The sequence below is a fragment of the Christiangramia sp. genome (genome assembly GCF_029937855.1).
Lineage (GTDB): Bacteria > Bacteroidota > Bacteroidia > Flavobacteriales > Flavobacteriaceae > Christiangramia.
In genome coordinates, this window is the sequence record NZ_JAPYPC010000009.1 from 1 (window position 1) to 26363 (window position 26363).

26 protein-coding genes and 1 pseudogene are annotated in these 26363 nt (G+C 36.9%); 19 read left to right on the forward strand and 8 right to left on the reverse strand.

Annotated elements, in window-relative coordinates; all coding sequences use genetic code 11:
* Positions 1–156: 156 nt before the first annotated feature.
* The 3 genes from Q1K34_RS06720 to Q1K34_RS06730 all read right to left on the reverse strand — a co-directional run bounded on the left by Q1K34_RS06720 (position 157) and on the right by Q1K34_RS06730 (position 4147).
* Positions 157–1314 (reverse strand): tyrosine-type recombinase/integrase, encoded by a 1158-nt coding sequence (locus Q1K34_RS06720; protein WP_300436218.1) that lies wholly within the window; start codon positions 1312–1314, stop codon positions 157–159.
* 387 nt (positions 1315–1701) lie between these two features.
* The gene (locus Q1K34_RS06725; protein ID WP_300436221.1) at positions 1702–2439 is read right to left on the reverse strand and encodes a hypothetical protein; all 738 of its coding nucleotides are present in this window, start codon (positions 2437–2439) and stop codon (positions 1702–1704) included.
* Positions 2440–2764: 325 nt separating this feature from the next.
* Positions 2765–4147 carry an NAD-dependent succinate-semialdehyde dehydrogenase gene (locus Q1K34_RS06730; protein ID WP_300436224.1) on the reverse strand — a complete coding sequence of 461 codons (1383 nt, stop codon included), beginning with the start codon at positions 4145–4147 and terminating at the stop codon, positions 2765–2767.
* Between the two features lie 220 nt (positions 4148–4367).
* Here Q1K34_RS06730 and Q1K34_RS06735 point away from each other — a divergent pair, with 220 nt between their 5' ends.
* The 18 genes and pseudogenes from Q1K34_RS06735 (at position 4368) to Q1K34_RS06820 (ending at position 21756) form a co-directional block, all read left to right on the forward strand.
* On the forward strand, positions 4368–5000 hold the full coding sequence (locus tag Q1K34_RS06735) for a Crp/Fnr family transcriptional regulator (RefSeq protein WP_300436227.1): 633 nt from the start codon (positions 4368–4370) through the stop codon (positions 4998–5000).
* 69 nt (positions 5001–5069) lie between these two features.
* Entirely contained in the window at positions 5070–5870 is an 801-nt protein-coding gene (locus Q1K34_RS06740) for a sulfite exporter TauE/SafE family protein (protein WP_300436229.1), read from the forward strand.
* A 763-nt stretch (positions 5871–6633) separates the two neighbouring features.
* A complete protein-coding gene (locus Q1K34_RS06745; protein ID WP_300436231.1) occupies positions 6634–7935 on the forward strand; it encodes a cytochrome ubiquinol oxidase subunit I in 1302 nt (433 codons plus the stop codon).
* Positions 7936–7937: 2 nt separating this feature from the next.
* Complete coding sequence (locus Q1K34_RS06750) at positions 7938–8969, forward strand: cytochrome d ubiquinol oxidase subunit II (protein ID WP_300436234.1); 1032 nt, start codon at positions 7938–7940, stop codon at positions 8967–8969.
* A gap of 142 nt (positions 8970–9111) precedes the next feature.
* Positions 9112–9426: a hypothetical protein gene (locus Q1K34_RS06755; RefSeq protein WP_300436236.1), complete on the forward strand. Its 315-nt coding sequence runs from the start codon at positions 9112–9114 to the stop codon at positions 9424–9426.
* A gap of 2 nt (positions 9427–9428) precedes the next feature.
* On the forward strand, positions 9429–9914 hold the full coding sequence (locus tag Q1K34_RS06760) for a DUF2231 domain-containing protein (protein WP_367183307.1): 486 nt from the start codon (positions 9429–9431) through the stop codon (positions 9912–9914).
* A 6-nt stretch (positions 9915–9920) separates the two neighbouring features.
* Positions 9921–10535 carry a class I SAM-dependent methyltransferase gene (locus Q1K34_RS06765; protein WP_300436241.1) on the forward strand — a complete coding sequence of 205 codons (615 nt, stop codon included), beginning with the start codon at positions 9921–9923 and terminating at the stop codon, positions 10533–10535.
* Complete coding sequence (locus Q1K34_RS06770; RefSeq protein ID WP_300436244.1) at positions 10535–11959, forward strand: coniferyl aldehyde dehydrogenase; 1425 nt, start codon at positions 10535–10537, stop codon at positions 11957–11959. Before Q1K34_RS06765 ends, Q1K34_RS06770 begins: the two co-directional genes overlap by 1 nt.
* 63 nt (positions 11960–12022) lie before the next feature.
* Positions 12023–12712, forward strand: a complete 690-nt coding sequence (locus Q1K34_RS06775; protein WP_300436247.1) for a nitroreductase family protein — start codon at positions 12023–12025, stop codon at positions 12710–12712.
* Positions 12713–12862: 150 nt separating this feature from the next.
* Entirely contained in the window at positions 12863–13276 is a 414-nt protein-coding gene (locus Q1K34_RS06780; protein ID WP_300436250.1) for a hypothetical protein, read from the forward strand.
* Positions 13277–13340: 64 nt separating this feature from the next.
* A complete protein-coding gene (locus Q1K34_RS06785) occupies positions 13341–14237 on the forward strand; it encodes a sterol desaturase family protein (protein WP_300436252.1) in 897 nt (298 codons plus the stop codon).
* 12 nt (positions 14238–14249) lie between these two features.
* A complete protein-coding gene (locus Q1K34_RS06790) occupies positions 14250–15587 on the forward strand; it encodes a rhodanese-like domain-containing protein (protein ID WP_300436255.1) in 1338 nt (445 codons plus the stop codon).
* 430 nt (positions 15588–16017) lie between these two features.
* Complete coding sequence (locus Q1K34_RS06795) at positions 16018–16503, forward strand: acetyl-CoA carboxylase biotin carboxyl carrier protein subunit (RefSeq protein ID WP_300436258.1); 486 nt, start codon at positions 16018–16020, stop codon at positions 16501–16503.
* Between the two features lie 43 nt (positions 16504–16546).
* Positions 16547–17989, forward strand: a complete 1443-nt coding sequence (gene accC, locus Q1K34_RS06800; RefSeq protein ID WP_300436261.1) for an acetyl-CoA carboxylase biotin carboxylase subunit — start codon at positions 16547–16549, stop codon at positions 17987–17989.
* A 16-nt stretch (positions 17990–18005) separates the two neighbouring features.
* Complete coding sequence (locus Q1K34_RS06805; protein WP_300436264.1) at positions 18006–19547, forward strand: acyl-CoA carboxylase subunit beta; 1542 nt, start codon at positions 18006–18008, stop codon at positions 19545–19547.
* A 266-nt stretch (positions 19548–19813) separates the two neighbouring features.
* A complete protein-coding gene (locus Q1K34_RS06810) occupies positions 19814–20716 on the forward strand; it encodes an NAD(P)-dependent oxidoreductase (protein ID WP_300436266.1) in 903 nt (300 codons plus the stop codon).
* Positions 20717–20770: 54 nt separating this feature from the next.
* Positions 20771–21336 (forward strand): annotated as a pseudogene (locus Q1K34_RS06815) (YeeE/YedE family protein).
* A gap of 3 nt (positions 21337–21339) precedes the next feature.
* Positions 21340–21756, forward strand: coding sequence for a DUF6691 family protein (locus Q1K34_RS06820; RefSeq protein WP_300436268.1), 417 nt, complete (start codon positions 21340–21342; stop codon positions 21754–21756).
* A 167-nt stretch (positions 21757–21923) separates the two neighbouring features.
* On the opposite strand, the gene Q1K34_RS06825 is transcribed toward Q1K34_RS06820, so the two are convergent.
* From Q1K34_RS06825 to Q1K34_RS06840, 4 genes are all read right to left on the reverse strand, one after another.
* Positions 21924–22607, reverse strand: coding sequence for a hypothetical protein (locus Q1K34_RS06825; RefSeq protein ID WP_300436270.1), 684 nt, complete (start codon positions 22605–22607; stop codon positions 21924–21926).
* A 43-nt stretch (positions 22608–22650) separates the two neighbouring features.
* Complete coding sequence (locus Q1K34_RS06830) at positions 22651–23187, reverse strand: nuclear transport factor 2 family protein (RefSeq protein ID WP_300436272.1); 537 nt, start codon at positions 23185–23187, stop codon at positions 22651–22653.
* Positions 23188–23192: 5 nt separating this feature from the next.
* Positions 23193–23981 (reverse strand): hypothetical protein, encoded by a 789-nt coding sequence (locus Q1K34_RS06835; RefSeq protein WP_300436275.1) that lies wholly within the window; start codon positions 23979–23981, stop codon positions 23193–23195.
* Positions 23982–24182: 201 nt separating this feature from the next.
* On the reverse strand, positions 24183–24821 hold the full coding sequence (locus Q1K34_RS06840) for a trimeric intracellular cation channel family protein (RefSeq protein WP_300436277.1): 639 nt from the start codon (positions 24819–24821) through the stop codon (positions 24183–24185).
* Between the two features lie 157 nt (positions 24822–24978).
* Here Q1K34_RS06840 and trxB point away from each other — a divergent pair, with 157 nt between their 5' ends.
* A complete protein-coding gene (gene trxB / locus Q1K34_RS06845; protein ID WP_300436279.1) occupies positions 24979–25971 on the forward strand; it encodes a thioredoxin-disulfide reductase in 993 nt (330 codons plus the stop codon).
* A 70-nt stretch (positions 25972–26041) separates the two neighbouring features.
* On the opposite strand, the gene Q1K34_RS06850 is transcribed toward trxB, so the two are convergent.
* Complete coding sequence (locus Q1K34_RS06850) at positions 26042–26344, reverse strand: hypothetical protein (protein WP_300436281.1); 303 nt, start codon at positions 26342–26344, stop codon at positions 26042–26044.
* Positions 26345–26363 lie beyond the last annotated feature (19 nt).

Sequence of the window (26363 nt, forward strand, 5' to 3'; positions counted from 1 at the left end):
TAGAAAAATTAAAATCAACTTGGCCAGTTGCATTTATCACTTGAACATGGCAATTATTATATAGACTGAAAATCGATTTTCATTTTTTTTAAATTAGAACCACAATCTTGTTTAGCAATGAATGCCAACGTGTTATATCCCACCAAATATACAGTTTTATTCGAGTAAGTTCCGGGATAAACGTAGTTTTGAGTCGCCTTTACTGCGCTCCATGATCTCCTTAATACTCTCATCTAGCGGACTGCGGATCTTTGAAAGATCTTTTTGAGTTACATGCGTGTAGATCATCGTAGTCTCTGGCCTGGAGTGTCCTAACAATTCCTGAATATATCTTAAATCAATTCCATTCTCAAGCATATGAGTTGCGTAACTATGCCTTAAAGTATGCGGAGTCACCCGCTTTCTAATCCTCGCTCTTCGGCAGGATTCCTTTAAAAAACTTCTAATAGCCGACGCAGTATACTGCCCCGCATTAAAGCCTTCAGCAAAATAAATTTGTGGCTCATAAGTTTGGAGGTAATTATAAAATATAGGAAGAAAACTTTCGGCTAACATAACATACCTGTCTTTTCTGCCTTTCGCCTGTCTTATCAGGATCTGCCTGCGATCTATATCAATATCGTTCAGTTTTAAATTTATTAATTCTCCAATTCGCAGTCCCGAAGCATATATTAATGCCAGAATGCACCGGTGTTTTAAATTTCGTGTAGCACGAAGTAGATCTATAACCTCTTCTTTGCTCAACACGCCTGGCAAAAATTTGCTTTTGTGTGGTCGTTGGAGTTTTGAAGGATCTATTTCCTCCTGCTCAGTTAGTTCAAAATAATGCTTTAAAGCACTAATACACTGCCGGTGTGAACTGACGGAATAATTTTTCGCCGCAATCTCTTTTTCGACAAATCTATCTACGTCACTAAAATTAAAATATTCTTTAAACAGATGAAACTTAAGAAATTTTGTAACAAAGCTCGTATAAGAATCAATGGTGCTTACGCTGTAGCGGCGGCCTTCCAAATAGTTTTTGAATCTTATTATTTCAATCCTTTCGGTTTCAATTGCAATATTTTTTATATAAGGAATTTCAGAAATATTTAATGCCGAATAATCAACATAGTAATTTGAATCATTTAAATACTTAACCACGCGATTTAAATTTTCCTTGGTGGCTTTTAAATAAAAACATCTGAAGGTGTTGGTCCATTGTACACCGTCCAGATTTTTCAAAGCTTCAATCAGTTTACGATCATACCGAAAATTTATTCCAATTTGAACTACATTATGATGATGGAATTCATATAATTTTATCTGTTTCATTTTCAGAAAATAAGGATTAAATATAGCTCAAAATTCAATAGGTAATGTGCAGCTAAGAAATAAATTCAGGTTATTATTAATTTCATAAGACTTTGAAAATCAATGTTTAAATATCAGTGGTGTCCGATTAAAACTTTAAAGAATAGACCTGAACCCAATATTTACAACAGTACAAAGCTTTTTCCTATTATCCATACCCTGCTTTTGCAAATTTTCGAATGGGGGAATCCTTTAAAAAAATAATTTCAAAAGTACCTTGTCTATCAATTAGGTAAGCTCAAGTCTAATTTCTTATATCTAAAATCGAAGCGGTCTAGTTTCTTTGCCCGGACATGAGTGGTTTAAAATATTTAAAAGAAAGAATGGTGATAGATTAGATGAAGGCAATTAGCTAACGAATTCTAACTCTTTATTTTTGTGATATTTGTGTAGAATAATCCTTTCAATTTGGTTGTTTGGATGATAAATGCTCAGGCCGTAATCAGATTTTTTTGAGGGTCTGGAATCTTTTCCTAAGCTATGATTGCAAGCTCTCAGAAAACTTTTCTCTAAGCTTAACTCTACTATATCCATATGTCTTAGAGCTAATTCAACTTTATTTCCCCAGAAAGGAGTAAACCCAGTAACCTTAAAAATAGTCACAGTAAAACCATTTTTACCGTCAATCTGTGGTTCTATCTTGATAGCTTTTGGTTCACCGAGTTTGCACATTGAAGTGTCCAGCTCTTTATCATGGATAATATACTTTTTTGATTTAAAGTAAATATCTGAAATATCAAAAACAACTGGTGGTTTGCCTGAATCTTCAATCTTAATACCTACATTTTTAAAGACACTAAATAAGATTTTAATTTCTTCTCGGCTCATGTCTCCATCAGCATACGCCATTTCATGCAGCATTATGGCGAGTGAATGTTTTTTGGCCTCACTCATGTTCTCTAAAATTCCATTTGCCTGCTGAATATTAAATTTACGCGCTTCCTCAACAAAATCAGAATTAAACTTTAACAGTTTCATCAATTGGCCTAAATAGATCAGTTCTCCCTTGGCAACCTTATGATCGGCCAGTATGAGCCTATCAATATCTTTTACGATGGCAAGTTTTTCAGCAAGATTAAATTCCATTGATACTGCTATTATTAATTAAAAAATCAATCCGTTAGCGAGTAGGGAACCTAAAGTTACTGAAAATCAACAAAATAAAAACCTGGTATTTGTTTTTAGTTATTAAAAGAATGAATAAAATCTTATAAATAATTACTGCGGTTTATCTCGGGGATAGTCGGTTTTAGAAAATTTTTAATCAATAAAAAGAGACTGTCTAGAAAGTTCTTATTTCGTGAAGCTGTCCCGAAAGCTTTCAGTATTGATTCAGCTTCTAATTATAAATTCAGGATGACGTTTTTCACAACTTTCTAGACAGCCTCTTAGGCACATTTTTTATTTCAAATTAAGCTAACATAACCGCTTTGACGTTTACAAATTCATGCAGACCAAAAGTGCCATGCTCTCTACCATAGCCAGAATCTTTTACTCCTCCAAAAGGCATATTTGGTTTTGCCAATCCAAAGGAATTAATAAAAACCATACCCGTATCAAAATGATTTTGTGCTAGTTCACGTGCTTTTTCTTCATCTTTAGAAAAAATACCGCCACCAAGTCCAAATCTACTGCTGTTGGCAATTTTCATAGCATCATCTGCGTCTTTAGCTTTAATTAAAGAAGCCACGGGGCCAAAAAGCTCGTCATCATAAGCGGGCATACCGGGTTTTAGATTATCCAAAACGGTCGCGGGATAAAAGTATCCGTCTCCCTCCGGTAATTTTCCTCCACAAAGAATTTCAGCTCCTTTCTCTACACTCTTTTCTACCTGTTCGTGTAATTGCTCTCTTAAATCTTTGCGGGCCATAGGGCCCATATCGCTTTCTTCACTCGTTGGATCTCCAGCTTTTATATTAGACATCTGTTCCACAAAGGCATCCTTGAATTGATCATAAACTTTATCTACTACGATAAATCTTTTTGCGGCTACACAGGTTTCCCCATTATTATAAATTCTTCCCTGCACACAGGTTTTTACAGCCAGATCTATATCAGCATCTTCCAAAACGATATAAGCATCATTACTTCCAAGTTCCAGAACAGACTTTTTAAGATTTTCACCTGCTTTTTTTCCAATTATTTTTCCAGCGTCAGGACTGCCGGTAAGAGTAACTCCCCGCACCAATTCATGCTCTATCACCTTATCACTCTGATCATGGGAGATGAGTAATACCTTAAATAAATTTTCGGGCAATCCAGCTTCCTGATAGATTTTTTCAAGTAAAAGGGCACTTCCCGTAACACTTTCAGCATGTTTCAGTAAAACTCCGTTTCCAGCCATAAGGTTGGCAATAGAATAACGAACAACTTGATATGTTGGGAAATTCCATGGCTGAATTCCGTAGATAACTCCAATAGGGGAGTAGGTTATATAACCTTTCCCGCCTTCAGGCAGATCACGCTCTTCATCTTTAAGGCTATCTGGCCCATTCTTAGCGGTATAATCGCATATTGCTGAACATAGTTCCACTTCCTGCTCACCCTGCTTTAGCAGTTTTCCCATTTCTTCGGTCATCAATTTTACAAGTTCATCTTTATGCTCGTCCAGCTTTTTACCAATATTGGCAATTATCTGGGCGCGTTTTTCAGCAGATTTTGATTTCCATTTTAAAAAAGCTTCATGACATGATTTTACAGCATCATTCATTTCTTGCGCTGTCATCATTTTATATTCCTTGAGGTTTTTGCCGTTTGTAGGGTTAATGGTTTTCAATAATTTTTCTTCAGACATAATTTTTTTTTTGTAATTTTTAATCCATTAAAGATAATTAGAATAGACGCTTCCTATTGATAATGGCATGTTAAACAAAGTTTGAAAACAGGTGATTACGATTAAAGTTTTAATAAAATCTGATCTGAAACTTTAAAAGAATATTTCCGATAAACCTATAATTCCGCTAGGTTTTATTCTGAATAATTCTTCCTAATTTTAATTTATCTAAAAATAAATTATGTGGAAGGAACTTGAAGAGGCCTACGGATTTCAATTTGAAAAAGAACTCTTAGCTGAAATATTAGAAACCGGAAGCATTAAAAAAGTTTCAGCCGGAAACAGAATTATTGAAATTGGTGAATACGTGACCGGAATGCCTTTACTGCTAGAGGGTGCCATTAAAATTTTACGAGAAGATAATGATGGTGATGAACTTCTTCTTTATTTTTTAGAACGTGGTGATACCTGTGCCATGACACTTAATTGCTGTTTAGGGCAAACCAAAAGCGAAATTCGCGCAGTAGCAGAGAACGATACTACCTTTATCATGATTCCCATTGCTAAAATGGAAGAGTGGACAGGAAAGTATAAGTCCTGGCGAAATTTCGTTTTTGAATCTTACCACAATCGGCTCTCTGAAATGTTAGATACTATAGATACTATTGCATTTTTAAAAATGGATGAGAGGTTGATGAGATATTTACAGGAAAAGGCTATGGTTAATGCTAACGATTTTATTCAGAGCACCCATCAGCAAATTGCGTACGATCTTCATACTTCCCGGGTGGTAATATCACGATTGCTGAAAAAGCTTGAAAATGAAGGTAAGATCTCCCTTCAGCGAAATCAAATAAAACTTAAGAACCTTTAAAATCTTTGTAACACTTGTAACTGCGGACATTGTAGCAACTCGATACTTTTGTCCCAGGAAAATTTAGATATGGATATATTAGAAGTTCTCGGGTATTTAGGAGCATTATTAATAGGAGTTGTTTTAGGGTTAATAGGAGGTGGCGGTTCTATATTAACTGTTCCGGTCTTAGTATATCTAATGGCAATCAATCCCGTTACAGCCACAGCCTATTCTTTATTTGTGGTGGGGGCTTCTTCGTTGGTGGGAGCTGTTAGAAATATTCCCAAAAATCTAATAGATTTTAGAACTGCTTTCGTATTTGCTGTTCCGGCGTTTATCGCTGTTTATCTTACAAGAAAGTTTTTGGTTCCGGCAATTCCAGAAGAGATATTCACCGTTTTTGATTTCACGATCACCAGGAATATCGGGATTATGCTCTTTTTTGCAATTATTATGATAATTGCTTCGATCTCTATGATTAAGGAGAAAAATAATGGAAGGAATACTAATGAAGAAAAAGTACAATATAATTATATATTAATTATTGTCGAAGGTCTGGTAGTAGGTCTTCTTACAGGTATTGTGGGTGCAGGAGGGGGCTTTCTTATTATCCCCGCTTTGGTAATCTTTGCAAAACTGCCTATGAAAAAAGCAGTAGCGACCTCTCTTCTTATTATTGCGGTGAAATCCCTGATTGGTTTTATTGGAGATGTGGAGAATATGAATATTGACTGGACTTTTCTTTTAATCTTCACCGGTATATCTATAGGTGGGATCTGGCTCGGAGTATATCTGAATAATTTTATAAATGGAAAGAAACTAAAGAAAGGATTTGGCTGGTTTGTGCTGCTAATGGGAATTTATATTATTTGGAATGAGCTATTTTAATCTAAAAAAATCAGCGGTGTGCGATAAAAATTTTTAAAGAGCGAACCTGAAATCAGTATTTTCATTAGATCAAAGCTTTTACTACGATCTCTATCCTGTTTTTACAAATAATGAATTTTGACATTCTTTGAAAACACATTTTAAACTTACTTTCTTTATCGTTAATTAAGTCCAGGTTTAACTTCTTATATCTAAAAGCGAAGCGGTCTAGTTTCTTTAACCGGACATGAGTCATAAAAAAATATAAATCCTTAATCCAAGATATTTTATCTTTATTGATTGTATTTCAGGTTTTTATGCTATTTTAGTGGTTGCCGAAAATTTTATTTCAATACTCCCCCCTGAAGATTTATGAAACTGCATTTTCTGATCCTAATTTCAGAAAGTTTCTTAAGTCGTGTTTTTAATTGAAATTTTTTATTAAAATTTATCCGGATTTCTGAGCAATTTTTTTCAGGAGTTATGGTTTGGGAGAACAAAAACATGCAAACCCCATTTTGCATCCAAATTATAAACTTTGTCTTCAACTTAGAGCTGAGAATAGTTTTAGGTTACAGCTCTGTTTAGAATGGTTATACTGCTTAGATATCCGGATATTTTTACTTTACTTAATAATCAAACTTTCTCTTCCGGATTATTCAAAAAAGTTGAAATTAGCCTTTTTACTATGAGGTCATACTCCTATTTTTCTGTAAATTTATGAGCCAGAAAATATGGTGGTTTTAGGCTTATATATTCTGAAAATCACTTAAAAATTCCCTTGATGGAGAACCTTGACTACGCCAGACTTCAGATGGCTTTTACCCTCGGCTTTCATATTATTTTTGCTTGTATTGGTATGGTAATGCCTTTTTTTATGGTGGTGGCTCATAAAAAATGGTTGAATACCAGAAATCTTGTTTATCTGGATCTCACTAAAGCATGGCTCAAGGGAGTAGCCATCTTTTTTGTGACTGGAGCGGTTTCGGGTACTGCGCTTTCTTTTGAACTTGGAATGCTTTGGCCCGAATTTATGAAACACGCCGGCCCCGTGATTGGAATGCCCTTTTCCCTGGAAGGAGCTGCCTTTTTTGTTGAAGCTATTGCATTAGGTTTTTATTTATATGGTTGGAAGAAACTTCCCGAAACTTTTCACTGGATCACCGGTATTATAATTGGTGTGTCAGGAGTTCTTTCGGGAATTTTAGTCGTATCGGCAAATGCCTGGATGAACGCTCCTACAGGTTTTGATGTGATTAATGGGGAATTTGTAAATATAGATCCTGTAAAAGCATTCTTAAATGAGGCCTGGTTTACACAAGCCCTGCACATGACCCTCGCTGCTTTTGCTGCAACCGGCTTTGCCGTGGCAGGGATTCATGCCTTTCAAATATTAAGAAATAAAAGACCAGAACTACATAAAGCGGCATTTAAAATTGCTATTCTTTTTGGCGGAATAGCGGCTTTATTGCAACCTATTAGCGGAGATATTTCAGCAAAAGATGTGGCAGAACGTCAACCCATAAAACTAGCCGCAATGGAAGCTCATTATGAAACAGAACGCGGAGCGCCCCTATTTATTGGGGGTATCGTAGACGAGGAAAATAAAGAAGTGACCAATAGAATTGAAATTCCAAAAGCGCTTTCCTTTCTGGCCTTTGGAGATTTTGATGCTGAAGTAAAAGGCCTGAATGATTTTCCTGAAGAAAACCTTCCGCCGGTTTCGATTGTACATTATGCTTTCCAAACCATGGTGGGAATAGGTTCATTAATGATGCTTGCCGCAGTTGTTTATTTTATTAGCCTGAAGAAAAAGAGCTGGATGGAAAAACGAAAATATTGGTGGCTTTTTGCGCTGTTAAGTCCGTTAGGCTTTATAGCTGTTGAAGCCGGGTGGGTGGTAACCGAAGTTGGCCGACAACCCTGGATAGTGTATAATATTATGAGAACTTCTGAAGCCGTTACGCCAATGCCTGGATTAAAATATAGTTTTTTCCTTTATCTCGGGGTATATATTAGTCTCGCAATTACGGTTACCTGGCTTATGAGAAGACAAATTAAGGTGCTTAATAATCCAAATGATTGAGTATGTTATATGTAGTTTTATTTTTTACTTTCTTCTCCCTGTTTTTATATGTGCTGCTTGGCGGTGCCGATTTTGGAGCCGGTATTGTGGAATTGTTTTCTTCCAGGGAAAATAAAAAACTGAATAGGGATACCATTTATAAAGTGATGGGGCCGGTATGGGAAGCAAATCATATCTGGTTGATCATTCTTATCGTGATTCTTTGGATAGCTTTTCCTGAATATTTCAACATCATTATAATTTACCTGCATATTCCCTTAACGCTCGTGCTCCTGGGAATTACCATGCGTGGCGTGGCTTTTATTTTCAGGCATTATGATGCGATTGTAGATAAATCACAGGACTGGTATAACAGGATGTTCAGAATTTCAAGTTTAATAACGCCTGTATTTCTGGGAATGTCATTTGGAGCATTAATAAGCGGAGAGATTATGATCACTGATGATTTTTCTGAAACTACTTTTTCAGAGATTTTCATGCATCCATGGTTGAATGTTTTCACCTTTTTAACCGGTTTATTTTATGCGTCTCTATGTGCCTTTCTGGCTTCCACCTTATTAATAGGGGAGACCACCGGCGATGTTAGAAGAATGTATAGTAGAAAATCGGCGGTATTTACCGTTGTTTTGGTGATTATTGGCGCACTGGTACTTCTATATGGATATCTTACAGATATGGTTTTTGTAAAAGATTTTCTTCGGAATAGTTTATCTCTCATCGCCATTGCCTTATCGGGAATATTACTTATTCCACTTTGGCGAGCGATTAGAAAACAACATAGCATCTTTACCAGGATCTTTGCCGGAATACAAATTTTACTGGTAATATTTGCCGCTGTGAATACTCATTTCCCAAATATTATCATTACTCAAACTTCTGAAGTGAATATGCTGGAAGGTGTAGCACCCGATGAAGTTATAAAGGTTTTGGCAATTTCGCTGATCATAGGAGGAGGATTTATTCTACCTGGCTTATTCCACTTAATGAAATCTTTTAATATGATTAATCCGTCTAATTCTACTGAAAAACAATAATGTTTAAGAATTCTCAGAAGATTTAATAAGAGGAAAATCAATTATCTTTAATAAAAAATACATAAAAACCGGTCTTAAACTTTGGTATACCTGTATTTTTGGGTAATTTCAAAATTCAAAACTAACTTAAATTTAGAAAATCATGAGATCATTTATTAAAAAAGGATTTTTTCTTAGTGCTATACTTCTTTTTATTGCCTGTGGAGAAAGCACCGATGTGGTAGAATCTGGAACCTATCAGGGAACCATCAAAGAAGTAGAAGCTGATAAAACTGAAATCTATGTTTCTACCGACGATAATAAAACCCTGGAACTTTATTTTACTGAAAATACCAGCCTTACCAGAAATGGTTCTGAAGTAGAATTTTCAGAACTGAAAGAAGGCCAGAAAGTAGAAGTGGAAGTTGAGAAAAAAGGGAAAAGACTGGATCCACTTTCGGTTAAAATAATGGAATAAATATGGTTGAATTACCAGAATTTTGGCGGACAGAGGTGTTTCATCCTCTGTCCGTTCATTTTCCAATCGTTTTGTTGCTCATGGCAACGCTTTTTAAATTGATTACTCTTGGGTCTTCAAAAATTACCTGGGATCACGGAGGAAGGGTTTTATTATTACTAGGGGTTATAGGGATTTGGATCTCCATTTATACCGGAAATTTGGCAGATGGTATCGTTTCCCGCCAATTGTGTGACCCCACTATTCTCAAAGATCATGAGAATTTAGCTTATACCACTGCCTGGATATTTACCATTGCTTTATTATTTGAGCTTCTAAGCAGGTATGTGGATCTTATAAAAACTAAAAGTACTTCTATAATTCTGGTCTTGCTTATGATGGCAGGTTCAGCTACCTTAGCTTATGTTGGCCATCTCGGTGCTGAACTTGTTTACCAACAGGCAGCAGGCGTAAATGTTCCGTCCGGTGATTGTGCGGAATTTAATTAAAGTTTCATGAAAGATCTTAAATCCCACTGGGAGAAAATTTATAAGGATAAAAAGTTCGAAGAGACCAGTTGGTTTCAGGAAAAGCCTGAAGTTTCTATAAATATTATCCAGTCACTGGGACTTTCCAAAAATGCTCCGGTGATAGATATCGGTGGAGGAGATAGTTATTTAATAGATCATCTTTTAGAGCTTGGATATGAAAATATAAGCCTACTGGATATTTCAGGAACAGCTATAGAAAAAGCAAAAAATCGGCTTGGTGAAAAAGCTGAGAAAGTGAATTGGCTGGTAGGTGATGTCACTAAATTCGATTTTAGAGGGGAATTTGAAGTATGGCACGATCGCGCTGCTTTTCATTTCCTTACGGAAAGTTCACAGATAGAAGATTATATTTCCAATTTGAAGGATGTATTAAAATCTGGCGGATATTTTATTCTCGGTACCTTTTCTGAAAACGGACCGGATAAATGCAGCGGAATAAAAATTAAAAAATATTCGTCTAAAAAGATGCAACAGCTTTTTGAAAAGGATTTTGATATAGTCCGCCTGGAAAATCTGGATCATACTACCCCCTGGAATTCCGTTCAAAACTTCACCTTTGGGTTATTCAGGAAGAAATAATGCAAATTCGTTCAACCTTGAATAAAATGGAATTAACTGCCCTGCTGCATAAGCAAAAATCTGCCTTTAAAAAGAATCCTCCAAATATTAAAATGCGGCTGGATAGTTTAAAAAAACTTTCAGATCTCGTAGATCAATATAAAGAGGAGCTTATGGAAGCTGTGAACAATGATTTTGGTCTACGTGCAAAGGAAGAAACCTTGTTCCTGGAGATATTTCCGCTACAGGATGAGATTAGACACGCCATGAAAAACCTTCGTACCTGGACAAAGAGAAGATACGTACAGGGTGCCTGGTTTTTGCTGCCTAGTTCTGCATATTATCAATATCAGGCATTAGGTTCTGTAGGCATCATGGGCGCCTGGAATTATCAGGTTTTATTAACTCTTAGTCCTTTGGTAGATGCCCTGGCAGCAGGAAATCACGCTATTTTAAAACCTTCTGAAATCGCGCCTGCTTCGGCCGAAGTAATTCAAAAAATGATCAATTCAAATTTTCCGGAAGAATATATTCATTGCGTAACAGGTGATTCAGAATTAGCTCAGGACTTTTCATCTCTTCCATTTGATCATCTTTTTTTTACGGGTTCTACCCGAATTGGAAAGAAGATCATGGCTGCAGCAGCGCCGAAACTAACTCCGGTCACGCTGGAATTGGGAGGAAAGTCACCGGCGATTATTCATAATTCCTATTCTGTAAAGCGTGCCGCCAAACGGATAATGGCTGGTAAACTCTTTAATTGCGGACAAACCTGTGTAGCCCCGGATTACGTCATCATGTCTTCAGAATTGAATGCTGAATTTGAAGAAGAGGTGCAAAAAGCTGTGGAGAAATTTTATCCCGATATTTCTGAAAATAAGCAATATAGCAGGATCATAAATTCAGATCATCTGGAGAGACTCAGGGGACTGCTTAAAGACGCCGAAAATAAAGGTGCGAAGATTATTGAACTGAGCAATGCTGAGGTAAATAAGCCGGATTTCATGGCGCCAAAACTGGTTTTTAATGCTTCTATGGAGATGGAATTGATGCAGGAGGAGATCTTTGGGCCTATTTTACCGGTTTTAAATCTTGAAAGCGTTGAAGAAGCCATAGAATATATAAATGATAAGCCAAAACCCCTGGCATTATATTATTTTGATAATAAAAAAAGCAGGATCAATAGACTACTTAAAAATACTTTATCTGGCGGGGTGACTATCAATGATACCATCTATCATCTGGCCCAGCATAATTTACCTTTTGGTGGTGTTGGCGATAGTGGAATAGGCCATTATCATGGATTTGATGGTTTTAAAACCTTTTCAAAAAAACGGGCAGTAATGCATCAGAAGAATTTTGCAGTTTCAGATTTTCTTCACCCTCCTTTTACCGATCTAAAGAAAAAACTTATTAGGTTTATGGGGAAAATTACTAAAGTTTAATATTCCTCTCAAAAGCCTTAGTAGTTTTTTGATAAATCTGACATAAATACTAACAAATTTGATATGACCGAAAGTGGAAAGATGATCAATGGTTTTAAACACATTCCATATAAACCTAAAAGTTTTTCAGGAGAGGAAATGCTGGAAAAGACCAAAGAGTTTTATAATTCTTTAAATGATAGACGATCCGTTAGGCATTTTTCAGATAAACCGGTGCCTAAAGCAGTTATTGAAAATATTATAAAATCTGCCGGAACAGCCCCTTCAGGAGCACATAAGCAACCCTGGAAATTTTGTGCAATATCTAATGCTGAATTAAAATCTAAAATAAGGGAAGCAGCAGAAAAAGAAGAGAAAGAAAATTATAACAATAGAATGAGCGAACGCTGGTTAAAAGACCTGGCACCTCTGGGAACAGATACCAATAAGGAATTTCTGGAGATCGCCCCCTGGTTAATTATGGTTTTTAAAGAGGTATTTGAATTGAATGCGAAAGGGGAAAAACATAATAATTATTACGTAAATGAATCAGTGGGAATTGCCTGCGGAATGTTGATTTCTGCTATTCATAATGCCGGATTAGTAACTTTAACCCATACCCCAAGCCCAATGAACTTCCTGGCAACATTACTAAAAAGACCTAAAAATGAAAGAGCTTATCTGTTGCTTCCGGTGGGCTATGCTGCCGAAGACGCTTTAGTGCCAGATATTAGCAGAAAAGAACTATCACAAATTAGTGACTTTTATGTATAAAACGCCGATCCCTGTAGGGAAGATCGGCGTTAATAATTATGAAAAAACAGTGAATTGGGGGCAAAAAAGTTGTTTTCACATATTTGCAAGATATTATTTTCATAAAATAATTTTAGTAACATTTGTTACATAGACAGTTATTAGTTTAAAATGCCAAAACTCATTATCAGGAGAAATTCGGAATGGGCCAATAAAATGAGATCTTTCGATCTTTTTTTAAATGGGATAAAATTTGCCGAAATTAAAGATAAACAGGTGTTATCTTTTGAAATTCCCGAAGGTAGATATCAATTAATAGCAAAAATAGATTGGTGCGGGAGTAAACCTTTGAAATTAGAAATAAAGGAAGGTGAGATTAAAAGGATTGAGATAAATGGTTTTATTCTTTCTACATATTTTTTACCGGTAGCTTTAGTAGCCGCATTGCTTTATTTCGGAATCTATTTCAGATACAATAACAATAGTATTTTTCTTGCTACGCTGCTAATGATTTTTCTTGGATATCTATTTTATTTCCTCACGTTTGGACGTAACCAGTACTTGAGGCTGAATGAAATTTCATAACTGTAACAAAAGTTACTTCTATAACGCTTCTATATTTATATTTTTGTTTCAGAATTTAAAGATCTTGGAAAAGTATATCAACATTATTCAGGAATCCTTTATCGGGTATTTTAATTATCTGGTAAGTGAGATAACCAATCCAACCTGGACCAGTTATTTCTACTGGCTTATTGGTCTGTCTCTCCTGGTATGGATTCTGGAGATCGTTATTCCATGGAGAAAAGATCAAAAGGTTTTCAGAAAAGGATTCTGGCTGGATAGTTTTTATATAATCTTTAATTTTTTCCTTTTTTCACTCATAGGTTACAATGCCATAAGCAATGTGGGCGTGGAGTTATTCAATGATTTTCTTGGCATTTTTGGGATTGAGAATATTGTTGCCATACAAATAGAAACCCTGCCCGCCTGGTTTCAGTTATTGATCATGTTTGTAATTGCTGATTTCGTGCAATGGAATGTTCATAGGCAACTTCATAGAAGACCCTTACTTTGGGAATTTCATAAAATTCATCATAGTGTGAAGGAAATGGGTTTTGCAGCGCAGTTCAGATTTCACTTTATGGAAACCATTATTTACAAGACCGTGCAGTATATTCCATTGGCGATGATTGGCTTTGGTATCCAGGAGTTTTTTCTGGTTCATATGTTTGCAGTGTTTGTAGGCCATTTAAATCATGCGAATCTTGGCTGGAGTTATGGGCCTTTTGGATATATTTTCAACAACCCAAAGATGCATATCTGGCATCATTCAAAAGAATTGCCGGTTGATAGACCCTACGGAATGAATTATGGATTGAGTCTTAGTATCTGGGATTATCTCTTCGGAACAGCATATATTCCGAAGAATGGTGAAAAAATAGAATTAGGCTTCAGCGGCGATAGTGATTTCCCTGAAGATTTCAAAAATCAAACTTTATATCCTTTTCGAAAGAAAGAAAAAGTAAAACCAAACCACATTTAAAAATCGAATAAAATGACCATAAAACAATTCAAAGATAGTCCACTGGCACATTTTTCTTATGCGATAGTGAGCAAGGGAAAAATGGCTTTAATAGACCCGTCGCGTAATCCTATGGATTATTATTCATATGCTGAAGAGCAAAACGCAAAAATAATGGCGGTTTTTGAGACACATCCACATGCAGATTTTGTAAGCAGTCATTTACAAATTCACAAAGAAACAGGTGCAACAATTTATGTAAGCGAAAAAGTAGGTGCCGATTATCCACATACTACTTTTGATGAGGGTGATTCCCTGAGCCTTGGAGATATAGAATTTAAAGCAATTAATACACCTGGACATTCTCCAGACAGTATTACGATTGTAGCAAAACAGAATGATGAAACAGCTTTGTTCACGGGAGATACGCTTTTTATAGGAAATGTGGGGAGGCCAGATCTTCGTGAGAAAGCGGGAAACATGAAGGCAAAAAGGATAGATCTTGCTAAACAAATGTTTAATACCATAAAAAATAAATTTACAGGTTTACCTGATGATGCTTTGGTCTATCCAGCACATGGCGCCGGTTCCCTCTGCGGAAAAAATATGAGCGATGCTTCTTCCAGCACTTTGGGAAATGAGCGACAGGGAAATTGGGCGTTTAAGGAGCAGACTGAAGATGAGTTTGTCGAAGAGATCTTAAAAGATCAGCCATTTATTCCGCATTATTTTGGCTTTAATGTGGATATTAATAAATCTGGTGCCGAGAATGTTCAAAGAACAAAATGGGCAAATAAACTTCGTTTAAATGTAGAGGAGGTTGAAAATGATGCGGTCATTGTAGATACTAGGGATGAGGAAATATTCAAAAAAGGCCATCTCCCTAAAAGTATCAATATCATGGCCCGCTCTGAAAAAGATAAATATGAAACCTGGCTTGGCGCTATCATTCAGCCCGAGGAAGAATTTTACCTTGTGATCGATTCCGTTGATAATTTGGAAGAAATACTGGAAAGAACAGCTAAGATAGGCTACGAGAAACAAATTAAGGGATTAATTACGCTGGACTCAAAGCCTGCGAAAAAGTCTGATGATTTTGATGTAGAAGATTTCAAAAGGAATAAAGAGAATTATACTATTGTGGATATTAGAAATAATAGTGAGGTTGCAGAAGGGAAAATATTTGAAGATGCCATCGCAGTGCCGTTGAATGAATTAAGAGAAAAATCTGATGAAATCCCAACAGACAAACCGGTAGTAGTGCACTGCGCCGGAGGATATAGATCTGCGGCCGGGAGTAGTATTCTTGATATGAAACTAAAGAATTCCAAAGTTTATGATCTTAGTGAGGCTATAAAGAATTTTAATTAAGCTAGTCGGCATAGAAGTTATTTTTAAAAAGCCCGGAATATTGTTCCGGGTTTTTTGATTTTGAGCGTTGTCATCGCGAGAGAAACGAAACGATCTTCAGTGTACGTCATTGCGAGCAAAGCGAAGCAATCTCAATTATTGGATTTCGTCATAAAGTTGAGACTGCTTCAGTCGTACCTCCTTCGCAGTGACAATCCACAGAGTAATTCAGCTTGTTGAGTTTTCAATAGTCATCGCGAGAGAAACGAAGCGATCTCAGTCTTTATCCTCAAATTTTAGTTATTCCAAATTCAGTCCGGGATTCATAACTCGTTTTTAACTTAAATACAATGAAATTATCCATATTTTGAGATTTCTTCAACACTTCAAACATCTTAATTTTTCTATATTTACGCTCAATGGTCAAAAATAATAATACATAAAGCTTTTTATGGATAAGAATTACAAGGTTAAGGTGAACGACACTCTGGAATTTGAATTTTCAAAGGAAGAGGTCAAAGCACTGGACACACAAAAAACTTCAGACAAACATTATCATCTTTTAAAAGATAACCGCTCTTACTCGGCTGAGGTCCTTAAGTCTAATTTTTTAAACAGGACTTATGATATAAAGATCAATTCCAATATTTATTCAGTCAAGATCAATAATGATCTGGATCAGTTAATAGAAGATATGGGCCTTTCTTTGGGAACTTCCCAACAGGTCAATGATATTAAAGCTCCTATGCCAGGCCTAATTCTGGAAGTGAATGTAAAGGAGGGAGACGAAGTAAAAGAGGGAGATTATCTTCTGGTTTTGGAAGCGATGAAAATGGAAAACACCTTAACTGCACCAAGAGATGGGGTGGTAAAATCTGTTACTGTTTCCAAAAGCGATACGGTGGAAAAGAATCAGTTGTTGATAGAAATGGAATAATTCGAAGTCAGAATTTAGAAGTACGAAATTAGCAGAAATTAACATGAAAAAAATATTAGTAGCCAACAGGGGAGAGATCGCTTTAAGAGTGATGAAAACCATCAAACGTATGGGAATTGATACGGTGGCGGTATATTCTATAGCCGACAGGAATGCACCCCATGTAAAGTTTGCAGATGAAGCAGTTTGTATTGGAGAAGCACCATCCAGCGAATCTTACCTGAAAGGCGATAAAATTATAGAAGTAGCGAAAAAATTAAATGTAGACGGGATTCATCCTGGATACGGATTTCTAAGTGAAAATGCTTCTTTTGCAGAATCTGTAGAAAAAAATGGCATTACCTGGATTGGACCTGGTTCTAAGGCGATAAAAGTGATGGGAAGTAAACTTGCTGCTAAAGATGCGGTAAAAGCGTACGATATCCCCATGGTTCCAGGAATTGATGAAGCAATCACCGATACTGAAAAAGCTAAGAAAATTGCCAGAGAAATAGGCTTCCCTATTTTAATTAAAGCTTCTGCCGGTGGTGGAGGTAAAGGAATGCGTGTGGTGGAAAAAGAGAAAGAGCTGGAAGACCAGATGAAGCGTGCTATTAGTGAAGCTGAATCTGCTTTTGGTGACGGATCTGTTTTTATTGAAAAATATGTTTCCTCACCACGACATATTGAAATTCAGGTATTGGCTGATACACACGGTAATTACGTTCACCTGTTTGAAAGGGAATGCAGTATTCAGCGTAGACATCAAAAGGTAGTTGAAGAGGCTCCATCTATGGTATTAGATGAAGCATTAAGAAAAGAAATGGGTGAGGCTGCTGTTAAAGTTGCCAAAGCCTGTGACTATGTTGGTGCCGGAACGGTGGAATTTCTATTTGACGAAAATCGGAATTTCTATTTCCTGGAAATGAATACAAGACTACAGGTAGAACATCCGGTTACAGAATATATCACCGGAGTGGATCTTGTAGAACAACAAATATTGGTAGCGAGAGGGGAAAAGCTTCAGTTTTCTCAGGATGATTTGAAGATCAAAGGTCACGCCATGGAACTTCGGGTATATGCTGAAGATCCATTAGAAGATTTTATGCCTAGCACGGGAACTCTGGAGAAATATGAAGTGCCGTTAGGTGAAGGAATAAGACTGGATAACGGATTTGAAGAAGGTATGGAAGTACCTATTTATTACGATCCTATGCTTGCCAAGCTTGTGACTTACGGAAAAACGAGGGAAGAAGCAATCCAGGTTATGATCAAGGCCATTGATAAATATATTGTGGAAGGAGTAAGTACTACGCTTCCTTTCGGGAAATTTGTCTTTCAGCATGGCGCTTTCAGAAGCGGAAATTTTGATACACATTTCGTCAAAAAATATTATTCTCCGGAAGCATTAAAAGAAGAAACCGAAGAAGAAGCAAAACTGGCTGCTCTTATGGCATTGAAACAATATATGATAGACAAGGAGCAACTTAGATTACCACACAACTAAAATTGAGAATTTAGAGATGAGTCAGAACCTCGATAAGTTAAAAGAAAAGATCGCTGAAGCCCATAAAGGTGGAGGTGAAAAACGAATAGCTAAACAGCACGAAAAGAAAAAATTAACTGCTCGTGAAAGAGTAGAATATTTACTGGATGAAAATTCATTTGAAGAAATAGGAATTTTAGTAACACACCGTACCACAGATTTTGGGATGGAGAAGCAAAAATTCTATGGTGACGGAGTGATTACCGGCTATGGAACTATTCATGGTCGCCTGGTCTATGTTTTTGCCCAGGATTTCACCGTTTTTGGAGGGTCGCTTTCAGAAACTCATGCTGAAAAGATCTGTAAAGTAATGGATATGGCCGTAAAGGTTGGTGCGCCAATGATTGGTCTAAACGACTCTGGTGGCGCACGTATCCAGGAAGGTGTAAAGTCGCTTGGAGGATATGCAGATATCTTCCATAGAAATGTAAAAGCTTCGGGGGTAATTCCACAAATTTCGGCAATTATGGGGCCTTGTGCCGGTGGTGCCGTGTATTCTCCCGCAATGACAGATTTTACCTTGATGGTGGAGGATACTTCTTATATGTTCGTTACGGGACCAAACGTGGTGAAAACAGTTACTAATGAAAATGTAACTTCAGAAGAACTCGGTGGAGCGAGCACACACTCTACTAAATCTGGGGTGACTCATTTTACAGCGGCAAATGATATTATCTGTCTTGAGAATATCAAGCAGTTAATAAGTTATATGCCTCAGAACAATCAAAAAGCTCCGGAAAAACTGGAATATGAGCTTGGCGATGAGCATCGTGAAGTACTGGAGAATATCGTTCCCGATAGTTCCAACAAGCCTTACGATATGCACGAGGTGATCAAAGGGATTATAGATGATGATTCTTTTTTTGAAGTTCATAAGAACTATGCAGATAACATCATCGTAGGTTTTTCCAGAATTGGAGGAAGAAGCGTTGGGGTAATCGCTAACCAGCCGATGAGCCTTGCCGGAGTGCTGGATGTAGATTCCTCTAAAAAAGCCGCAAGATTTACCAGATTCTGTGATTGCTTTAATATTCCGCTTTTAGTACTGGTAGATGTTCCGGGATTCCTTCCAGGGACAGATCAGGAATGGAACGGGATCATTTTACATGGTGCTAAGCTGCTTTACGCACTTAGTGAAGCAACAGTACCAAAAGTGACTGTAATTACCAGAAAAGCTTACGGTGGTGCTTATGATGTGATGAATTCTAAGCATATTGGTGCCGACTTTAATTTTGCCTGGCCAACGGCAGAGATTGCTGTTATGGGAGCGAAGGGAGCTTCTGAAATTATTTTTAGGAAAGAAATTGCTCAATCTGAAGATCCGGAAAAGAAATTAGCCGAGAAAGAAGCTGAGTATGCTGAAAAATTTGCAACTCCATTTGAAGCTGCGCAACGTGGTTTTATTGATGAAGTGATCATGCCAAAAGATACCCGAAGAAAATTAATTAGAGCTTTTAGCGCACTGGAAAACAAACACGTTCTGCGACCTAATAGAAAACACGGGAATATTCCGTTGTAGTATGATGGGACTGCTTCAGTCGTTCCTTCTTCGCAGTAAATTTATTAAGTCATCGCGAATGAAATGAAGCGATCTCAACTGAGGTCGTAAATTAGCGGAGACGTCGGTCGCAAGCTCTCTCGCAGTGACGTGGTTCTACTCGTGCCTTAATTCCGGTCATTGCGAGCCCAAAAGGCGAAGCAATCTCATGATAATTGCAATCAATTTCATGAGACGGCTTCGATCGTTACACTCTCTCGCAGTGACATATCAAATTTATTAATACTATGAAATTCAACAAAATAGTCTGTGTAGATAACACTAAGCTGAATGACGAAGCCATTTCTGAATTACGGAAGCTGAGCGTAGATGAAGTTGAGGTACATACAGATTATCCTGAATCTTGTGACGAGATAATCCAAAGGATTGGAGATGCAGAAGGAGTGATCGTTTCGTGGCATACTGAGCTTAGCGAAGAAATTATCGAGGCCTGTTCAAGCCTGAAATATATCGGGATGGCCTGTAGTTTATATGATGATGAATCTGCCAATGTAGCTGTGAAATTTGCCAGAGAAAAAGGAATTACGGTAAAAGGAATTAGAGATTATGGAGATCCTGGAGTAGCAGAATTTATTATTTCTGAACTCATTCAATTACTTAACGGCTTCAAAGGGAAGCAATGGAAGAAAATGCGACGTGAACTAACAGATTTGAAGATCGGGATTGTGGGTCTGGGAGTTACCGGACAATTACTTGCCGACTGTCTTATACCTTTTGGGACCGATCTTTATTATTTCAGCAGAACAAGAAAACCTGAATATGAGGATAAGGGTGTAACCTATCTCGAGCTTGAGGAATTGATGAGCAAATGCGAGGTTATATCGTTTCATCTTCCAAAAAATACAGAACTGATAGGGGAGAAGCTTTTTAATAGAACAGGAAACGGAAAAATCCTGGTAAACACTTCTTTGGGTTTACCTTTTTCTAAAAAAGCTTTTCAGAAATGGATGCAAAACGGAGATAATTTTGCCATTTTCGATGGAGACGGAAAGAAGGAGCTTTCTTCAGAAACATTGGAAATTGAGAACCTTATCGCTCAGAAAACCAGTGCAGGCTGGTCAACGAAAACCCTGGAAAGGCTTTCTAAAAAAGTTCTTGAGAATATTCAGGATTTTGTCACTTCTGCATAGAATGTAACTTTTGTTAGTGTTAGACGACTCTTCTTATCTTTACTTTGCAGCTTAATCAGAAAATATGATTTAATTTTGCAGCCGTTGCCCTGGTATGTTGCAGGACCATTAATTGCTTTAATATGTTTCTGCTCATTTTCCTGGGGAAGCAATTTGGAATGTCCTCCAACTTAAGAACCATTTGTACCATGTGCGGAGCTGATGAAAAAGCTAATTTTTTTGATTTTAACTGGCGCGCACAAAAATGGAATTTAACGGTCATCGTAGGTGCAGCTATTGGTGGCTTTATCGCCATGAATTTTCTAACTGAAGATCCTGCCGTGGCTATTAATCCGGAGACCGTATCTATATTACAAGGACTTGGATTTCAAAGCGCTGGGGAAGCTTATCTTCCAGATGAATTATTCTGTCTGGAAGCATTAACAGATTGGAAGGCTTTACCTATCCTCATTATTGGTGGATTCCTACTTGGCTTTGGAGCTAGATGGGCAGGAGGTTGTACGTAGGGTCATGCAATTTCAGGCTTAAGTAATTTACAAATACCGTCGTTAATCGCAGTAATTGGATTTTTTATTGGTGGTTTGGTAATGATCCATTTAATCTTTCCATTAATATTTTAAAAAATGAGAGTAATAGGATATTTAGTTATAGGTATATTTTTCGGGATCATAATGTTTAAATCTGAAGCAGCTTCCTGGTTTAGAATTTACGAGATGTTTCAATTCCAGGCTTTTCATATGTACGGAATTATAGGTTCAGCATTGGTGATTGGAGTTCTGGGTATTCAGCTCATTAAAAAGAATAAAACAAAAGACATCCACGGTGAAGAGATTAAATTTGAGCCCAAAAATAAAAGCTTCAGCAGGTATATGTATGGCGGAATCATTTTTGGACTGGGCTGGGCGCTCGCGGGTGCATGCCCGGGCCCAATATACACTTTAATTGGTGCCGGTTATGTTTCTGTGATTATTCTTTTTCTGGCAGCTTTACTGAGGACTTTTATTTATGGAGTATTGAGAGAAATTACCTCACTAATATGAAATATAAAAAAGAGGCTGTCTAAAAAGTCGAGAAGACGTCATCCTGAATTTATTTCAGGATCTTAACTAATTGAAAATCAAAATCGGTTAGAAGCTGATTCAAGTTCAGCTTGACGAAATAATGACTTTTCAGGCAGCCTCTTATTTTGTAAGTTGATCCGCCAATTTCAGTTTACTTTTTCAGCCTTTAGGTATAGTTCCTGTGCCTGTATTTTTTCGAACATTTCCTTGCCTTTTTCTGCCGCAGCTTTCCATTTTTCAGATTTATGGATCTTATCATAAGTAGCTGAATCTGGCCACACACCTTCCATAAAATATGAATACTCATTATTATCATCAGTGATCTTATAAAGATGATAACCGGCATTGGGATAGCCTTCAGTACTAATAGCCTTATTCATACTTTTAAGGAAGTCGTTTAGTTGCATTTCACTTACACCTTCTGGAAGTTTAAAAAGATGAAGGCTTTTTTTGCTGGCCGAATTTGAGTTGTTCTTTAATTCCACCTGGATCACCTCAAAAGGTTTTTCACTTGCATTACTGGGATGGTGCTCTGTATAATCGGTCCACATTACAGTTCCGGCTTTTTCATCCATTACAAAATCGTTTCCATCTTTCATTTTCATTTTTCCTTTGGAATCTGTCATAAATATGGCAACTCCTTCCGGGTGGCTATGCATCATTGATTCTTCTCCAGGAGCATAATTAATGCGGAGTACCCTTACTTTTTCATTTTCGAATTCCACCTTATAATGTTTAGGATCTATTTTTACCGCATCCTGGGCAGATATAATTGGTATCCATATCAGAAATGATAGAGTGATACAAAATGTTATTTTTGATATTTTCATTTTTAAAATTTTTAAAATTGTTCAAAAGAAGTTATTCCTGTTCTTAATTCTTTGGTTTGTTTAAAGAATCCTGGTCTACCATGATGGAATCCATTTCCTGCATCGCCATCATCATTTCAGAATTATCCCAGTAACCATATTCCCGAACAATTTTACCATCGATAAAACGTGCCGTTAGATGAACAGGAATGATAATTTCTTTCTCATTGCTTTCAATAGTACCCTTCCATGTACCCCAATAATTCACCCAGGTTTCGTTATCATCTGTAACCACCATCTCAAAATCATCTTCTTCATCTTCGAAGCCATAAGAAGATAGATCGGCAACATTATTTTTATGGGTTTCTGCGGCCTGTTTATAGCTTAGACCTTCTGTAGTATTGTGGAAGATTTGAGCCGTATCGGCATAATATTTTTCGTAGGCCTGCCAATCGCCATCTTCATAAGTTTGAATAACAGCTTTTAAAGAGCTTATTTCCTTAGAATCCTGAGAGTATCTTATGTTTTCTTTCTCTTTGTTTCCATTATTACAGGATATTACTATTACAGAAACAGATAAAATTAGAAGTAGCTTTTTCATATTTTTTATTCTTTAACAATCTTAGTTTCTTCCTGTGCTCCCTGGTAAGCAAGATCTGGTCTCATACTACCTCGTACCACTTTGTAGGCATCCACATATTCAAACATCTCATCGAATAATTTCTGTCCCTCTTCTCCCAGAACTTTATCATTTTCACTAGAAATGCGATCGTAATCCATAGCATCTTTTGCTGAAATTACTGCCACAAAAGAATTGCCTACATTGCCGAAGCCACTTTGATAAATGCGATATTGCATTTTGGAGTTTTTGGTTGCAAAAAGATCTTTTAGTTCTCTCATCTTTGTCTGTAATTTACCCATATTACTCGGTGCTACTTCCATTCTATGCCAAACTCGGTAATCCTGCCCTGGAGTATCGGTGCTCAATCCATTTGGCATATAAGATAGCGAAGGGTTTAATATTGTAACATAATCTCCGTGTTTACTGTAACATTTATCAAAATTTTCAAACATTTTATTGAATGAATCTTCACCAACTTTTTCTTTAAGATCTTCAAAATTCATATCCTGAATATCCGCCAGGCTCTCTATAGGAGTGATCGCTAAATAAGTCCCGTCATTCATGGAGGCCACAGACCATTGCATGTTTTTTACATTATTTTGTTTGCATGCCGTAACAAGATCCTTTGAAGCTTTTTCATATTCTGCCCTCATCGATGGTTTTACCTGATCTTCATGAACCCAAAATGCCTGATTCTTTCCTTCCTGTGCGTACATGCTCAAGGCAAGACATAAACAGAACAGCATACCGATAATTTTCTTAGTGATTTGCATAATAATAGTTTTTAAAAAATTAGAATTTAGTTGAACCAAATATGCATTGTAGGTGGGGTTCACTTAGATAAGGTGAAGTCACAGGACTGGAGATAATTGATCTTGACAATTTTGAAGAATAATTCTCAACAATTCCGGTAATCCAATTTATTTTATATAAATATACAGAAAGTATTGATAATCAGGTAAATAAAAATGATATTATCTCAATTTTGAACTTCCTGGAGAAGTTGGATAAAATGAAGGAAGTGAAATATGATATTTAACCACAATTATCCTAATACTAATTACGATTGATGAGGTCACCACATAAATTATATCGGCATTAACACCCATATCATACAAAGTGACATAGGCGAAAGCACCAATTAAACAGGCCGTCGCATAGATTTCTTTTCTAAAGATAACAGGAATTTCATTACAGAGTATATCACGAATAACTCCGCCAAATGTTCCCGTCATAGCACCAAGGGCAACAGAAACAATAGGATCCAGGTTATTTTGAATTCCTGTTTCCACGCCGGTAATGGTGAATACCCCAAGGCCGATGGTATCAAACAGGAAAAGGGATTTTTTGAGATAATTTAGTTTATTTCTGAAGATAATTGCTAAAACTGTAACCACACCAATGAGATAGATATAAACAATATTTTCCATCCACATAACCGGAGTGCTTCCTATTAAAATATCACGTAAGGTTCCCCCGCCAATGGCTGTCACAAAAGCAATGATGAAAATACCGAAAAGATCCAACCTTCGGTTCATCGCTGAGAGTGCCCCGGAAATAGCGAATGCTATGGTTCCCAGAATATCAAGAATAATAAACAAACTCAATTCCATACTTGGCAAAGGTAATTTTATCTTTTAAATTTGTTTAAAGGCGGGCAGGTTTCTGTCTTTATTTTTTTAGGTTTATCAACAAATAAACGATCTTAATAACAATAGCTGTAAGGTTTGCTTCAAACTACCTACTTTTATACAGTATAAAATAAGTACAATGAGTGATACTATAGAAAGAGTAAAGTGTTTAATTATTGGTTCAGGGCCTGCAGGATATACTGCAGCAATTTACGCTTCGCGGGCAGATCTTAAGCCGGTGATGTATACCGGAATGGAACCCGGAGGACAACTGACTACCACTACAGAAGTTGATAATTTTCCTGGTTACCCTCAGGGGATCGATGGTCCTAAGATGATGATGGACCTTCAGGAACAGGCTGAAAGGTTTGGAACTGAAGTAAGGATAGGGATGATCACCGAAGTTGATTTCTCTAAACAGGTTGGTGGAATTCATAAAGCCTGTGTAGATAATTCCAAATGGATAGAAGCAGAGTCAGTTATTATTTCTACTGGAGCTACTGCCAAATATCTTGGATTACCTAGTGAACAAAGGTTAAGAGGGGGAGGAGTTTCCGCCTGCGCTGTTTGTGATGGTTTCTTCTATAAAGGTCAGGATGTTGCTATTGTGGGTGGTGGAGATACTGCTGCAGAAGAAGCGACTTATCTCGCCAATATCTGTAATAAAGTAACTATGCTGGTTCGTAAGGATTATATGAAAGCCTCAAAAGCGATGCAGCATAGGGTTGAAAATACCAAGAATATCGATCTTAGATATAATACTGAAGTAGACGAGATCCTAGGTGAGCAGGTTGTGGAAGGTTTGCGTATGGTGAATAACCAAACCGGAGAAAAAGAAGAAATTCCAATTACCGGATTTTTTGTTGCTATTGGTCACAAGCCAAATACAGATATTTTCAAAGATTGGTTAGACATGGATGGAACTGGTTATGTTATCACTCAGCCAAAATCTACCAAAACCAATATTCCGGGAGTATTTGCTTCAGGAGATGTCCAGGATAAGATCTATCGCCAGGCCGTGACCGCTGCAGGTACAGGTTGTATGGCGGCACTAGATGCTGAACGTTACCTTGCTGAAATTGAAACTGAAGAGGATATTCAAAAGCCACAGACCAGACCGGAAACGGTGTAAGTGTGTTGGTATACAAAAAACTAAAATCCCGCTCTTGCGGGATTTTATGTTTATAGGATGAAAGGAATTTTTAATTATCGGTTTTTACTTTGACCTCGCCATCATCAATTTTCACTTTAGATTCGGTGCCATCAGCTCTGTCTATTTTCTTTTTATATTCCCCATCATCTTTTTTAATCTTGATCTCATCGCCTTCAGGAGTTTCTATTTTCACCTTATCTCCTCCGTCTTTTACTTCCACTTTATTATTAGGATCTTCCATCAGTCTTTCCACTTCGGTTTTTTTATCATCTTCATTGTCGGTATTTCTGCATGAAGTAAAAACGAGACTCAAAACAAGTATAAGAAAACTGCTTTTAAATAAATATTTCATAATTTCTAATATTTAAAAT